At 59.0% G+C, this 13,572-nt stretch carries 14 protein-coding genes; 10 read left to right on the top strand and 4 right to left on the bottom strand.

Translation table 11 applies throughout. From position 1 onward, the window contains the following. The first annotated feature begins 55 nt into the window (after positions 1–55). The 4 genes from DWW12_RS03675 (at position 56) to DWW12_RS03660 (ending at position 4,173) form a co-directional block, all read left to right on the top strand. On the top strand, positions 56–922 hold the full coding sequence (locus tag DWW12_RS03675; protein WP_117855049.1) for a deoxyribonuclease IV: 867 nt from the start codon (positions 56–58) through the stop codon (positions 920–922). A gap of 147 nt (positions 923–1,069) precedes the next feature. Further along, positions 1,070–1,930 (top strand): ABC transporter substrate-binding protein, encoded by an 861-nt coding sequence (locus DWW12_RS03670; RefSeq protein ID WP_117758557.1) that lies wholly within the window; start codon positions 1,070–1,072, stop codon positions 1,928–1,930. A 116-nt stretch (positions 1,931–2,046) separates the two neighbouring features. Continuing rightward, the gene (locus tag DWW12_RS03665) at positions 2,047–3,408 is read left to right on the top strand and encodes an amino acid ABC transporter permease (protein WP_233544220.1); all 1,362 of its coding nucleotides are present in this window, start codon (positions 2,047–2,049) and stop codon (positions 3,406–3,408) included. 12 nt (positions 3,409–3,420) lie between these two features. Further along, the gene (locus DWW12_RS03660; RefSeq protein ID WP_055251428.1) at positions 3,421–4,173 is read left to right on the top strand and encodes an amino acid ABC transporter ATP-binding protein; all 753 of its coding nucleotides are present in this window, start codon (positions 3,421–3,423) and stop codon (positions 4,171–4,173) included. 115 nt (positions 4,174–4,288) lie between these two features. On the opposite strand, the gene DWW12_RS03655 is transcribed toward DWW12_RS03660, so the two are convergent. Both DWW12_RS03655 and DWW12_RS03650 read right to left on the bottom strand, forming a co-directional pair. Continuing rightward, complete coding sequence (locus DWW12_RS03655; protein ID WP_117564429.1) at positions 4,289–4,708, bottom strand: flavodoxin; 420 nt, start codon at positions 4,706–4,708, stop codon at positions 4,289–4,291. A gap of 45 nt (positions 4,709–4,753) precedes the next feature. Then, positions 4,754–5,458 carry a DUF3793 family protein gene (locus DWW12_RS03650; protein ID WP_117855048.1) on the bottom strand — a complete coding sequence of 235 codons (705 nt, stop codon included), beginning with the start codon at positions 5,456–5,458 and terminating at the stop codon, positions 4,754–4,756. A gap of 174 nt (positions 5,459–5,632) precedes the next feature. Between DWW12_RS03650 and DWW12_RS03645 the strand changes: the two genes are divergently transcribed. Continuing rightward, positions 5,633–6,016 carry a heavy-metal-associated domain-containing protein gene (locus DWW12_RS03645; RefSeq protein WP_117564427.1) on the top strand — a complete coding sequence of 128 codons (384 nt, stop codon included), beginning with the start codon at positions 5,633–5,635 and terminating at the stop codon, positions 6,014–6,016. 26 nt (positions 6,017–6,042) lie between these two features. Here the strand turns inward: DWW12_RS03645 and DWW12_RS03640 are convergent, their stop codons facing one another. Next, on the bottom strand, positions 6,043–6,468 hold the full coding sequence (locus DWW12_RS03640) for a hypothetical protein (RefSeq protein WP_233506767.1): 426 nt from the start codon (positions 6,466–6,468) through the stop codon (positions 6,043–6,045). Further along, a complete protein-coding gene (locus DWW12_RS03635; protein WP_117855046.1) occupies positions 6,461–7,966 on the bottom strand; it encodes a DNA repair protein in 1,506 nt (501 codons plus the stop codon). The genes DWW12_RS03640 and DWW12_RS03635 overlap by 8 nt, the downstream gene beginning before the upstream one ends. Positions 7,967–8,189: 223 nt before the next feature. Here DWW12_RS03635 and DWW12_RS03630 point away from each other — a divergent pair, with 223 nt between their 5' ends. The 5 genes from DWW12_RS03630 to DWW12_RS03610 all read left to right on the top strand — a co-directional run bounded on the left by DWW12_RS03630 (position 8,190) and on the right by DWW12_RS03610 (position 13,332). Next, entirely contained in the window at positions 8,190–8,714 is a 525-nt protein-coding gene (locus DWW12_RS03630; protein WP_158564370.1) for an iron-containing alcohol dehydrogenase, read from the top strand. A 199-nt stretch (positions 8,715–8,913) separates the two neighbouring features. Continuing rightward, complete coding sequence (pgi, locus tag DWW12_RS03625) at positions 8,914–10,608, top strand: glucose-6-phosphate isomerase (protein WP_117564424.1); 1,695 nt, start codon at positions 8,914–8,916, stop codon at positions 10,606–10,608. Between the two features lie 235 nt (positions 10,609–10,843). Next, entirely contained in the window at positions 10,844–11,686 is an 843-nt protein-coding gene (locus tag DWW12_RS03620; RefSeq protein WP_199570671.1) for a Cof-type HAD-IIB family hydrolase, read from the top strand. Positions 11,687–11,749: 63 nt separating this feature from the next. Continuing rightward, positions 11,750–12,409 (top strand): HAD family phosphatase, encoded by a 660-nt coding sequence (locus DWW12_RS03615; RefSeq protein WP_338404326.1) that lies wholly within the window; start codon positions 11,750–11,752, stop codon positions 12,407–12,409. A 59-nt stretch (positions 12,410–12,468) separates the two neighbouring features. Beyond that, on the top strand, positions 12,469–13,332 hold the full coding sequence (locus tag DWW12_RS03610; protein WP_117855039.1) for a PfkB family carbohydrate kinase: 864 nt from the start codon (positions 12,469–12,471) through the stop codon (positions 13,330–13,332). Positions 13,333–13,572 lie beyond the last annotated feature (240 nt).

Genomic DNA, 13,572 nt, shown 5'->3' with positions numbered 1-13,572 from the left:
AAAATAAGGCACCAATAGACCGTATTTCACCGCAACTGATGAGGGGGAGTTGGAGATGCTGACGATCGGGTGTCATCTTTCGACGACGAAGGGCTATCGGGCGATGGGGGAGACGGCGTTGTCCATTGGCGCCAATACCTTTGCGTTCTTTACGCGCAACCCGCGCGGTGGCAAGGCAAAAGACCTTGACATGGATGACGTGGCGGCTCTGCGCGAGCTTATGGCGCAAAACGACTTTGGACCGCTGGTGGCGCATGCCCCGTATACCTATAACCCCTGCTCCGCTAAGGAGCGAGCGCGCGAGTTTGCCTTGGAGGCTATGGCGGAAGATTTGCAGCGTCTGGAAGCACTGCCCGGCAACTACTACAACTTCCATCCCGGTGCGCATGTGGGACAGGGGGCAGACGCCGGCATTCAGATGATTGTCGACACGCTGTGCCAGGTGATGTTTGAGGGACAGCAGACGACGGTATTGCTTGAGACCATGGCGGGCAAGGGCACCGAGGTGGGCCGTAGCTTTGAAGAGCTGACGCGCATTATCGAGGGCGTTGCCGCCAAGTGCCCGGAGCTGTCCGATAAGCTGGGCGTTTGTTTGGACACCTGCCATGTGAGCGATGCTGGCTACGACATCATCCATGACCTGGACGGCGTACTCGACGAGTTCGACCGCGTGGTGGGTATCGAGCGCTTGCGCGCCGTGCATATCAATGACTCCAAGAACCCCTGCGGCGCCCATAAGGATCGCCACGAGTGCATCGGCAAGGGATACCTTGGCAGCGAGGAGTTTGGCGGTGATATGCAGGTTATGCAGATTATTGTATCGAATAGCCGTTTGCGTGCATTGCCGTTCATTTTGGAGACGCCGAACGAACTTGCAGGTTATGCAGCTGAAATCAAACTTTTAAGGTCGTTACAGCAGTAACGACTGTCACAAAGTGGAGTGTTCCATTCACGTTATGTGATTGTTTCAATCAGTTTTCTAATTGCAGATTCGCACTTACAGGTGCATAATAACCAACAGTTTTTGCAGGCCTCTGAATCAAATGGGGTCACTGGAAGGAGACTGATTATGAAGCTCAAGAAGCTTGGTGCATTTGCCGCCACGGGCGCCATGGCGCTCGCTCTCGCACTGACGGGCTGCGGCTCGTCCAACGCCACCTCTGGTTCTGATGCCAGTTCCAGCAGCTCTGACGACGCTAAGGTCGAGAAGGTCGACGGCTCCAAGGAGTACGCGCTCGTCAAGGACGGTACGCTCACCGTCGGCACCTCTGCCGAGTACGCGCCGTTTGAGTACAAGGATGACAACGGCGACTACCAGGGCTTTGACCTTGAACTCATTAAGGCTATCGGCGATAAGCTGGGTCTGGATGTCGAGTACGTCAACAACGACTTCGACACGCTGGTTCCGGGCGTCGCTTCGGGCGCCAAGTACGACGTCGCCATCGCGGCTATCACTGACACGCCCGAGCGTGAGAAGGAAGTCACTTTCTCCGACTCTTACTACATGGACGATCAGGCTATCGTGACCAAGGTCGATAACACCGACATCACGGCCGACAACTTCAGCGAGAAGCTCAACAACGCCGACGCTACCATCATCGTCCAGTCTGGCTCGACCGCCGAGGCCTTTGCCCAGGAGAACTTCCCCAAGGCCAAGATTGTTCCCTACAAGGACGCCACCGAGTGCTTCAGCGCCCTGCAGTCCGATAAGGGCGACGCAGTAGTCACCAACCGCTCCGTTGCCAGCCAGCTGACCGCCGAGCAGTTCAACACCTGCCAGACCATCAAGCAGATTAGCACCGGCGAGGAGTACGCCATCGCCATCAACCAGGGCAACACCAAGCTCAAGGACGACATCAACCAGGCCATCAAGGACCTGACCGACGACGGTACCGTTGACGCCCTCATGGCTAAGTACAGCATCAAGTAAATTAATGCTTGATTGCGTGCGGGCCCTTTCCGTTTTGCGGAGAGGGCCTTTGCGCTTCTCTCGACGGACCGCGTTTCCGTCTTGTTTTGCCGGCAACTTCTACGATAGGAGCCACCTTGTCTCGATTGAACAAAGGGGCCACGGAGCAGCGTTTTTCACTGTCCGCCTTGCTCCAAAAGCTAGCCTGCATCATGGCCGTGGCGCTCGCGCTGGTGTGCGCGGGGGCATATGCGCCCACGACCGCCCAGGCGCTTGAGACCGCAAAGATTACCGCCCGACCCAACACCGGTTCGGGCAGCGCTGTGGTCGGCGGCACCGAGACGCGCATTACCTGGGAAGTTCAGGCCGATTCGGATGAGGAGCTGAGCGGTCTTTCGCTGACGTTTGTCGACGGCACGACGTTTGGTACCGATGACACGCGATTGACGATGCTCTCGGGCGAGGACCTCATGGACCGTACGCCCATGAAGCCCACGTGCAAGGCCGATGGCCAGACGCTCAAGATCGACTTTGGCGAGACGGCGCCTGCCGGCGGCTTTTTCCGTGTTGAGGTTTACGGCGTGACGTTCCCCGTCGAGGGCGGCGACGAGGCCTTTAGCGGAACCTACATCTTGGCTGACGGCTCGACCAAGAAGATCTCCAAGATTCCGTCGGTGGAGATCAAGGGCGTGACGGCATTCGATAACTTCCTGGCCGACCTTAAGGAGCAGCCGTGGATCGAGGCGTGGAACTCAAATATGTTCCTCCGCCTGTTCCTGAACCCGGTTATTTTGGTCCAGAGCCTGCCGATCGTCTTCAAGGGCTTCCTCATGTCGCTCTCGATCGTGCTTGTGGCGTTCCCGCTGGCAATTCCCTTCGGTTTTGCGTTGTCGCTCATGCGCATCTCCAAGTCGCGCATCCTGCGCTGCCTTGCCGGCATCTACGTGAATATCATCCGCGGCACGCCGGCGTTCCTGCAGATCTATATCGCGTTCTTTGGCCTGCCACTGGCCGGCGTCAAGGTGGATGATTATGTCCTGGGCGTCATCGTCATGTCCATGAACTCGTCTGCGTATCTGTGCGAGATTTTCCGTGCCGGTATTCAGTCGATTCCTAAGGGCCAAAACGAGGCTGCTCGCTCGCTGGGCATGAATGCCTTCCAGACACTACTTTACGTTATGATTCCGCAGACGTTCCGCAATGTTCTGCCTACGCTGACCAGCGAGTTTATCCTGCTCTACAAGGATACGTCGCTGCTCGCCGCCGTGGGCGTGGTCGAGATCGTCATGAACGCCCGTACCATCGTGGCCACGACGGGCTCCATTACGCCGTATGTGGTCGCCGCCCTGTTCTATCTGGTCATTACTCTGCCGCTTGCTCGCTTGGTGAGCGGTCTTGAGGCGAGGCTGCTGGGTACGGCCGAAACCAAAAAGAAGCGTCCCGCCAAGAGCGCCGGACGGGTCGTCGCGACGCCCGCTGATCACATCGCCGGTCTGTAAGGAGGTCCTATCATGAGCGAAACCAATAACTCGAACGAGGTCGTCGTCAGCATCAAGAACCTCCAGAAGGCCTTTGGCGATAACGTGGTCCTGCGCGATATCGATCTGGATGTGCACAAGGGCGAGGTCGTTGTAGTTCTGGGTCCTTCTGGCTCGGGCAAGTCGACGATGCTTCGCTGCATCAATCGTCTGGAGCACCCCACGAGCGGCTCGATTGTCGTTGAGGGCGTGGACGTGTGCGCCAAGGGCGTGGACCTCAACAAGGTACGTACGCATCTGGGCATGGTGTTCCAGCAGTTCAATTTGTTCCCGCACCTGTCAGTCAAAAAGAACGTCATGCTTGCGCAGCAAAAGGTACTCAAGCGCAGCAAGGAAGAGGCCGAGAAGATTGCCGTTGAGGAGCTGACCAAGGTTGGTCTTGCCGAGCGCATCGACTTTATGCCGAGTCAGCTTTCGGGCGGCCAGCAGCAGCGCGTGGCCATCGCCCGTGCCCTATCGATGAACCCGCACGTGATGCTCTTTGACGAGGCCACGTCCGCGCTCGACCCAGAGCTCGTCCGCGACGTGCTGGGCGTTATGCGCGACTTGGCCCGCGACGGCATGACCATGATCGTCGTGACGCACGAGATGGGCTTTGCCCGTGACGTCGCCGATCGCGTCGTCTTTATGGACGGCGGCGTTATCGTGGAAGAGGGTACGCCGAGCGAGGTCTTTGACCACCCCAAGAGCGAGCGCACCAAGGCGTTCTTGGGCAATATTTCGTAGCCGGCTGATGTAACTGCCGTTACAAAAGAGCGGGGCTGGACTTGAATCCAGCCCCGCTCTTTTGTAGGGATGGGGATGCGCTTTGATGCAGGCTCTCTTGGAGACCCCGGGCTCGTTACGCGAGCTCCGCTCCCAGGGCCTTGCAGGCCGCCTCGCCCTCATCGTCGGGCGCATCGTAGCAAATGACGGAGTCCACGACGTTGACGCCGGCCTCGTCGGCGTCGGCCTTCCAGTTGTCCATCCACTCGCCCTCGGCCCACGAATAGGAGCCAAAGAGGACGACCTTCTTGTCGCCGAGGGTCTCCTTGACCTCGTCCCACATAGGCTGAAACTCGTCATACTCAAGCTCCTCGGAGCCCATGGCGGGGCAGCCGAAGGCGAAGGCATCATATTCGGCGGCCTTGTCGGCAGAGAAGTCGGCGCAGGGGATGACCTCAGTCTCGGCCCCCGCGGACGTGGCGCTTTCGGCGACGAGGTTTGCCATGGCCTCGGTATTGCCCGTGCCGCTCCAGTAGACGACGGCGATCTTGCTCATGTTTTGTCCTTTCGGTCGTGCGGCGCTTGCCGCGGCTTGTACGTTCTATCGGGTTGCCTGGGCAAGTTGCGCCAGGCTGCAGCCCTGCTGATAGATAAAAGTGAAGTATTGGGTGCAGGCACGGTAGGCATCAAACGTCGCAAGCGCCTGCTCGACATTTGCGTAGACCTTCCAGGCCCCAAAGACCTTGTAGTTCTCGCCGCGCTGGACGATAAACTCGTGCACGTCGTCGTAGGGATATCCAAGGAAGTAGCCTATTTCGTGCGGAAACTCGCAGGTGCAGTCTTTGCTGCAGCTAGCTTGCTGGGGTAGTGCGCATCGAGTCTGGCTGCAGGCGCATTCCGCGACGTTATTGCTCGCGAGCGTGATGCGTGATGCCAAATGCACAAGGCATGCCGAAAGGTCTCTCGTATCGTAGCCTTCCGAGGTGAGCGCCGTTTGGACGCGAGGGTCTGCGAAATAGGTGGCGAGGCTTTTGGCTTGGTACACGTACACGAGTGCTCCGCAGGGCCGCCAGACCAAAACACTCAGGTGGATGCCGAGCGGGTCAAGCTCGCGATTGCACTGGGCGATAACGTTGAGCAGGCGTGCTCGGCGTTCTGCGATGGTTTCGGTTGTGGTCGAGCCGTTCCCGTGGGCGTAGGTGCCTGGATAGGTAAAGAGCGATGCCGGCTTGATGCCCGCGACCGTGGGAGAGCAGTTGCGCACGACCGCTGCCTGAAACGTTGGGATGTCTATGGTTCGAGTCACGGCGCTCCTTACGGATCTAAACTGTTAGCCTAGGAAAACTTATACACGAAAGTAAGCCATGGTCAACAAAAAAGTTTGAAGAGGGAAACTAATTGACCGAACAGACATGATTTTGGGTTAAGATGGGGGCACCCCATGGGGGTATCTAGATAGTGCTACTTGAAAGGGGAGCGCATGAGTGACTTGCTCAACCCTGCGAATCTCATCGTGCTGGCCGTCATTGCCGTCGGCATGTTTTTTGGACTGCGTCGCATTGCCGCTTCGACACACGGGAAGAGTTGCTGCAGCGATGGTACGAGCGGCAAGAAGGCCAAAAAGGTTGTTGTGGTGGATACCGATGCGTCACACTATCCCTATAGCGATGAGCTGCTCATCGGCGGCATGAACTGTGACGGCTGCGCTCAGAACGTAGCCAATGCCCTCAATGCGCTGGATGGCGTGTGGGCAACGGTGACGTATGCGGACCACACGGCACGCGTGCGCTCTAAGCGGCCGGTTGATCGTGGTGTCCTCGAGACGGCCGTGAAAGACGCGGGCTACTACGTCATGACTCTGTAAGCGCCGCCCTGGATGCGCTTCCTTGGCTAGGCTCGTCCGCGCAGTTCGATGTCTTGGATGTCGTCGAAGTCGATGGCGATGTCTCGGAGTTTGAGGAGCTTGAAGGCGGGGAGCGCCTCGTCGAGGATGCCGGTGCGGCTGCGATAGCCGTATGTATCGTAATAGGTGACACGAATCAAGTCGCCACGTTTGAGACCCTCGAGCTTTTTAGAAAGCGCGAGGGCTTTTTCTTCCGTGAGCTCACGTTTTGGCTCGACGGTGATTTCCTGCTTGCGCACGAGTTCGTAGTATCCCGTGAGGGCGGCAAAGGGCATAAACTGTGCGGCGCGGTTGGCGCGCACGGCACCGTTGGCAGTGAGGTTGGGGTCGGCGGCGCGGCGTCTGCCCTCGGGGTCCGCCAGGCGCTCGAAGGCGGTCGGCGGGCGCACGGGCTGCTGCTTGGGTTTAGGCACGATGTCCTCCAACTTGGCCGTTGCGTTCGCGCGCGGTGGCGCCGGCGGTAAAGCTTAATCCCTTGACGAGCGCGTTCTTGCCGTACTTGCCTTTCACGGCCAGGACGGCGCGCGCCAGGTCGCGCTCGCGCTCATCGGCCTCGATATCGCTGAACAGATCGATGGTGGCAAATTCCTCGGGCACAAGATTGCCAAATCCCAGGTTGATGCGCTTGACCGGTCGTTTGGGATCGACCGTTTGTGCCCAAAGGTCATCGAAATACCCCATGATTTTCTTAAACGAATTAGTGCGCTCGGGCAGCTTTCGCGAGGCGTTGGAGTGCGCAAAGAGTGCGGCATAGCCACCACGCGGTTTGCCGCCATGCTCTCCCACAAAGATGCCATCGATTGCCTGCGCTTCGCGCACCAGGCGACGCCTTTCGTCATCGCGCTGGACGGGCTTGGGAGCACGGGGCGCGAGCTCGGGGCCGTCGGTCGCTGCGGGCTCGATGCTCGAGGTGCTCGAGCGCAAGTGTCCGCAGCCGTCTATATACTGCGCCGTGCCGCTGGCGTTGAGCCGGCGTATGTCGGCGCGCTCGCTCGCGTAGCCCACAAAGAGCGAGATGCTGTCGCAGACCACGTGCTTATCGACTAGATCCAACACGGCGTTGTCGACCATTTCGCGCAAGACGGTGTAGGCCTGCTCGTAGGCATAGCCCTTCGAGAGCACCTGTCCTGTGGTGGTCGAGGTCGCTTGCGGGCGATAGGCTTGGATATCGGCGATGGTTGTCGGCTCGCGCCCGAAGGCGTGGTCGATGAGATATTCGGCATTGACGCCGAGTTCGTCGTAGAGCAGGTTCTCGTCGAGTGCGGCGACGCCCATCAGGTCGTAGACGCCGTATTTCTCGAGACGGGCCGCCACGCCGGGGCCGATGCCCCAGATGTCGGCGATGGGGCGATGGGGCCAGATCTCCTTGCGAAAGATCTCGTCGTCGAGTACGCCAATGCGGCTGGCTACGTGCTTGGCGGTGATGTCGAGCGCCACCTTGGCCTGGAATAGGTTGGGGCCGATACCGACCGTCGCCGTGATGCCGGTGCGCCCCAAGACCTCGTCGCGCAACATGCAGGCGAACCCTTCGGCATCGGTGTGATAAAGGTCCAGATAGGGCGTCACGTCGATAAAGCACTCATCGATGGAGTAGACGTGAATGTCTTGCGGACTCACGTATTCCAGATAGATGCCGTAGATTTGCGCCGACACCTCCATGTAGTGTTGCATGCGCGGCACTGCTTTGATGTAGTCGATGCCGTCGGGAATCTCGAATAGACGGCAGCGGTTGTGTATCCCGAGGTCCTTCATGGTCTGCGTGATAGCGAGACAGATGGTCGTGCGTCCGCGCGATTCGTCGGCAACGACCAGGTTGGTGGTGAGCGGATCGAGCCCACGATCGACGCACTCGACGCTGGCATAAAACGTCTTGAGGTCGATGCAGATGTAGGTGTGCTGCTCGTGCTCCATCCGAGCCTCCCATCAAACACATGTTCTTATCGAATACCTGTTCGATAATACCTGCTCGACCGGACACCGTCAAAACCTGCCCCTTTTTGGCAGGTATGGTCGTGCGGCTGCATCGGGTTTTTAACGCAGCCCTAAAGAGTGCGTAACAGCTCGGAAAAGCTCGCTTCGTAGCATGAGGCTAACGATTGATACCACCATAAAGCACGGAAGGGTTGTGGGGATAATGGTCAACTATGGGTTTGGTATGCCGACGCGCTTGGTTGCGGATGGGGATGTGGCTCGCTGGTGCGGGCGATTGGTTGCCCACTATGGCGGCACCAAGGCACTGGTCGTGCTGGGAGGCGACAAGCACACGCGTGATGAGCTCGTTTCGGCGGCGCTGGGCTCGGTTGATCGAGCTCTGCTCGAGCGCGTGCTTTTCCGCTGCGGCTCGGTTGAAGGCGACGGAGGAGACGAGCTGATCGACGAAGCCGTGGCCCTGGCGATCGACGAAGGCGTGGACTTTGTCTTGGCGATTGGCGATGCCGATACTGCCGGCTTTGCGCGCGAGCTCGCCCGTCGCATGGGGGCGCTCGATGTCGGCGAAGACGGTTTTGTCCCTTATGGATGTATCGTCTCGGAGGGCAAGGTGCCTGCCGTCGTGGGGGCCGGCGAGGTTCCCGTTTTTGCCATCATCGCGCCCGAACTGCTGGAGGGCATCGGGTCTCCTCTGCGTGAGTTGCTCGGTAGCGTCTGCGCTGCGGCCTAATATTTGGCATAAAGGGATAGGTTATTTTTGATTGGTAAAGCGTTTGACCTGCCAAATTAAACCTGTCCCTTTTTGGTCGGTTGCCGTTTGGGGGCCGATTGGCAACGCTCGCTGATTATAGTCTTGACCTGCGCTAGAATAGTGGCATCTGAATGTCCGGGCGCATGGAGGCGTGCGCCCGTATGCTGAGGAGGACTCTATGGCAACTGTTGCCGCACCTATCGATGCTACGTCGACTGCCGCTTGGAAGGCGCTCGAGGCCCATCAGGAGAAGCTCGAGGCCGAGGGTATCGACCTCAAGGCCTGGTTCGCCGCCGATGCCGAGCGCGTGAACAAGCTGAGCTTTGACGCCGGTGACCTGCACTTCGACCTGTCCAAGAACCTGGTGACTGATGAGACCGTCAAGCTGCTGTGCGATCTTGCCCGCGAGGTGAAGCTCGAGGAGCGCCGCGACGCCATGTTCTCCGGCGAGCACATCAACACCACCGAGGACCGCGCCGTCCTGCACACCGCGCTGCGCCGCCCGGCAAGCGAGAAGGGCCAGCTCATCGTCGACGGCCAGGACGTCGTCGCCGACGTGCACGAGGTTCTCGACCGCATGTATGCCTTCGCCGAGCGCGTGCGCTCCGGTGAGTGGAAGGGTGTTACCGGCAAAAAGATCGAGCACCTGGTGTCCATCGGCATCGGCGGCTCCGATCTGGGCCCGGTCATGGCCTACGAGGCCCTGCGTCCCTACGCCGACGCCGGTATTGACTGCCGCTACATCTCCAACATCGACCCCAACGATCAGGCAGAGAAGCTCAAGGGTTTGGATCCCGAGACCACGCTCGTGATTATCGTCTCCAAGACTTTCACCACGCTCGAGACCCTCACCAACGCTCGCGAGGTCAAGACCTGGATGCTCGAGCAGCTCAAGGCTCAGGGTGCCATCGACGGCTCCGATGAGCAGAACGCCGAGGCCGTGGCCAAGCACTTTGTCGCCGTTTCCACCGCGCTCGAAAAGGTCGAGGCCTTCGGTATCGACCCCGCCAACGCCTTCGGTTTTTGGAACTGGGTCGGCGGCCGCTATTCCGTCGACTCCGCCGTGGGTCTGTCGCTGATCGTCGTGCTCGGCCCCGAGCGCTTCCAGCAGTTCCTTGAGGGCTTCCACGCCATCGACGAGTACTTCTGCAACACCCCGCTCGAGAACAACGCCGTCGCGCTGATGGGCCTGCTCAACGTCTGGTACGTCAACTTCTTCGGTTCCAAGAGCCACGCCGTGCTGCCGTACTGCCAGTATCTGCACCGCTTCCCGGCCTACCTGCAACAGCTCACCATGGAGTCCAACGGCAAGCACGTCCGCTGGGACGGCAGCGCTGTGACCTCCGATACCGGTGAGATCTTCTGGGGCGAGCCCGGTACCAACGGTCAGCACGCCTTCTACCAGCTGCTGCACCAGGGCACCGTGGTGGTCCCGGCCGACTTTATCGCTTTCGCCAACACTGCCAACCCCGCAACCGACAGCGGCCAGGACGTCCACGAGCTGTTCCTGGGCAACTTCCTGGCCCAGACCAAGGCGCTCGCCTTTGGTAAGACGGCCGACGAGGTTCGTGCCGAGGGCACGCCCGAGCAGATCGTCCCGGCCCGCTGCTTTGAGGGCAACCGTCCGACGACCTCGATCTTCGGCGACACGCTGACCCCGTTCGCACTCGGCGAGCTCATCGCCCTGTACGAGCACATCACGTTTGTCGAGGGCACGGTCTGGGGCATCGACTCCTACGACCAGTGGGGCGTCGAGCTGGGCAAGCAGCTTGCCAAGCAGATCACCCCGGCCTTCCACGACGACGCTGCCAAGGCCGAGCAGGACGCTTCGACCCAGGCGCTCATCGAGTTCTACCGCGCTCACCGCAAGTAGTTTTTACGGCCGAGTTGGCTTATGGCTGAAAGGGGCCCGTATCCGTTGGGATACGGGCCCTTGCTATTTGGATAGGATGGAATGTATCGGGAGGCGCCTCGACGGGCATCGCAATCGTCGAAGGCGCGCCGTTCATGTTCGGGACAATATGACTTTTTACCCGTTGCAGACAGAGCCGCCGTGGGTGTTCTGTATGATGGCTCAGACAAGGTTGTTCAATGATAGGGAGGCATATATGGCAATCAAAGCCATCGCAATGGATATCGACGGTACACTCACCAACGACCAAAAGGTCATCAGCCCGCGTACGTGCGAGAAGCTGCTCGCTGCGCAGGAGTCGGGCATTAAGCTCATCTTGGCTTCGGGTCGTCCTGCATGGGGGCTGCACGCCTTGGCGCAGGAGCTCGACCTTCAAAACCATGATGGTCTGCTAGTTGCCTTTAATGGCGCGCACGTGGTCGACGCTCAGACCGATGAGGTCCTATTTGATCAGGCCATGCCGGCTGACGAACTGCACCGTCTGATTGATCATCTGCGCAATTTCGACGTGATTCCTATGATTTCGCTCGGTCGCGATTTGCACGTCGAGGACTCGTACCATTGCATGATCACGCTGCCTGACGGCTTGCGGAAGAATATCGTCAAGTATGAGCGCGATGCGTGCGATCTTAAGATTCGCGAGGTCGAGAGCCTGCATGAGGTCGTGGACACTTATCCCGTGGACAAGCTGCTGACGGCGGGTGATCCGACCTACCTGCAGGCGCATTACGAGGAGATGTATGCGCCCTTTACCCAGACGCTTTCGGGCATGTTTACGGCCGACTGGTACTTTGAGTACACGGCGCCCGGTATCGACAAAGCCCGTGCGCTCGAGGGTGCCCTGCCCAAGCTCGGTATCGATGCCAGCGAGGTCGTCTCGTTTGGCGACGGCCAGAACGACAAGTCCATGATTGAGTGGGCCGGCACCGGTGTTGCCATGGGCAACGCCGTCGATGAGGTTAAGGCAGTTGCCCAGATGGTAACCGCCGATAACAACGAAGACGGTATTGCAGTGGCGCTGGATAAGCTGCTGGGCTAGAATCGCCGATAATGTATGGTTCGGGCGCCTGCTTACAGGCGCCCTTTTGTTAGGGAGGGTGCCGTGTCCGCATTTCCGTTCGATGCCGTTATCTTTGACATGGACGGCGTTATTGTCGATACCGAGTATTACTACCTGGGCGAGACTGCCGCGTTTGCCAAGGAGCTTGGGCTTAATCTGACTCAAGAGGAGTTGAATGGGCAAGTCGGTACCTCGCATCAGTTCTTCCTGCATATGCTGGTCGATTGGTTTGAGCGCGCCGGTAAGGGGCATTTCACTGGCGAGGAAGCGTTGGCCCGTTGGGACGAGTGGGCGCATAAGCGTCCGCGCGACTATCAGGCTTTGATTAACCCAGGCGCCGTGGATACGATTCGAGAGCTGCCGCGCCGTGGCGTTCGCGTGGCGCTTGCCAGCTCGTCTCCCATGGATAGCATCGAGGAAGTGCTCAACGCGTGTGGGCTGTCGGATGCCTTTGAGTATGTGGTGAGCGGCGAGCAGTTTAAGGAGAGCAAGCCCGAGCCCGACATCTACCTGCATGCGCTGGACCTGCTGGGGCTGCCCGCGAATCGCTGCTGCTGCGTTGAGGATTCGGTGCCTGGCATCACTGCCGGCAAGCGAGCCGGCCTGACGGTCATTGCCAAGCGCGAGGAGCGCTTCGGCTTTAGCCAGGACGCCGCGGACAAGATTATCGACCAGCTGCCGGAGCTACTGGAACTCGCGTAGATCCTGGGCGGTACTGCTGTCACAACAGTGGTTCCGTTGGCATAAGAGAGGGGCGCGCTATGGCATTTAACGTGAGCGCACTGGGGTTTGGCGACAACGTCGTCGACCGCTACGAGCATATTCGCACGATGTATCCGGGTGGCAATGCGGTGAACTTTGCCGTGTATGCCAAGAAATGCGGAGCCGCGCGCTCCGCGTATATGGGCATCTTTGGTAATGACGCTGCTGCCGAGCACGTGATTGCGAGTCTTGAAGATGAGGACGTTGAACTAGCCAAATGCAAGCAGCTCATCGGTGAGAATGGTGCTGCGCGCGTGACCGTCGTTAACGGCGACCGTGTTTTCCTTGGCTCCAATGAGGGTGGCATCCGTGGTGATGCTCGCTATGTGCTCGATCGCTTTGACCTTGCGTACATGAAGCAGTTCGACGTAGTCCACTCGGGCAACTATTGCTTTACCGAGCGCGAACTTCCCAAGTTGAAGGCCGCGGGCATCACGGTTTCGTTTGACTTCTCGGACGATTCGACCGACGAGTACTACGAGCAGATTGCTCCCTACGTTGACTTCGCATTCTTTAGCGCGGCAGACGCCGCGAGCGAGGATGAGATTCGCGAGCGTCTGGCATGGGTGAAGAGCCTAGGTCCGCGTTTTGTATCGGCAACGGCTGGCGCTGAGGGCTGCATTGCCTATGATGGCGATCGTTATTACCGCCAACTGGCTAAACCGGTAACGGAAATGAAGGACACTATGGGTGCGGGTGACTCGTTTCTGACTTCGTTCTTGATGTGCTATCTCGATTCCGCCAAGCGTGGCGAGGATGGCGTCGAGGCCATCGAGCGTGCACTCGACTTTGCGGCGGGGTTTGCTTCGACCGTATGCGGCATGGAAGGCTCTTGGGGCCATGGGGCGCCGATTTCCGAATAGGCGAGCAGTCCCGGGGAGTCGAATTGTCGCCTCCCCGGGACTCCATGGACAAAAAATGCTAAATATGAGTACTGTCACTAATTTAGTAACAGCGAAATTTAGCTTTTGAGGGCCTAGTTGGGTGTCTGCGAGCGATTAAAACCTGCTAAAAATGACTTTAACCACCTTAAAGTGCCTTGATAATGGATAGCTGTAGGTGGCGCGCGCAGACGTGGTGTAAGAGCGTCCCGAGGTCCGTCG

The organism is Collinsella sp. AF14-35, from assembly GCF_003464565.1.
Classification (GTDB): Bacteria; Actinomycetota; Coriobacteriia; order Coriobacteriales; family Coriobacteriaceae; genus Collinsella.
The sequence above is the reverse complement of the archived record's forward strand: the minus strand, read 5'-3'. Positions and strand labels throughout refer to the sequence as shown.

Excerpts from the sequence above, each read along its gene's own strand:
- DWW12_RS03645 (WP_117564427.1), top strand. The coding sequence starts at position 5,633 with ATGAGTGACTTGCTCAACCCTGCGAATCTCATCGTGCTGGCCGTCATT.
- DWW12_RS03660 (WP_055251428.1), top strand. The coding sequence starts at position 3,421 with ATGAGCGAAACCAATAACTCGAACGAGGTCGTCGTCAGCATCAAGAAC.
- DWW12_RS03620 (WP_199570671.1), top strand. The coding sequence starts at position 10,844 with ATGGCAATCAAAGCCATCGCAATGGATATCGACGGTACACTCACCAAC.
- DWW12_RS03610 (WP_117855039.1), top strand. The coding sequence starts at position 12,469 with ATGGCATTTAACGTGAGCGCACTGGGGTTTGGCGACAACGTCGTCGAC.
- DWW12_RS03630 (WP_158564370.1), top strand. The coding sequence starts at position 8,190 with ATGGTCAACTATGGGTTTGGTATGCCGACGCGCTTGGTTGCGGATGGG.
- DWW12_RS03635 (WP_117855046.1), bottom strand. The coding sequence starts at position 7,966 with ATGGAGCACGAGCAGCACACCTACATCTGCATCGACCTCAAGACGTTT.
- pgi (WP_117564424.1), top strand. The coding sequence starts at position 8,914 with ATGGCAACTGTTGCCGCACCTATCGATGCTACGTCGACTGCCGCTTGG.
- DWW12_RS03675 (WP_117855049.1), top strand. The coding sequence starts at position 56 with ATGCTGACGATCGGGTGTCATCTTTCGACGACGAAGGGCTATCGGGCG.
- DWW12_RS03670 (WP_117758557.1), top strand. The coding sequence starts at position 1,070 with ATGAAGCTCAAGAAGCTTGGTGCATTTGCCGCCACGGGCGCCATGGCG.
- DWW12_RS03655 (WP_117564429.1), bottom strand. The coding sequence starts at position 4,708 with ATGAGCAAGATCGCCGTCGTCTACTGGAGCGGCACGGGCAATACCGAG.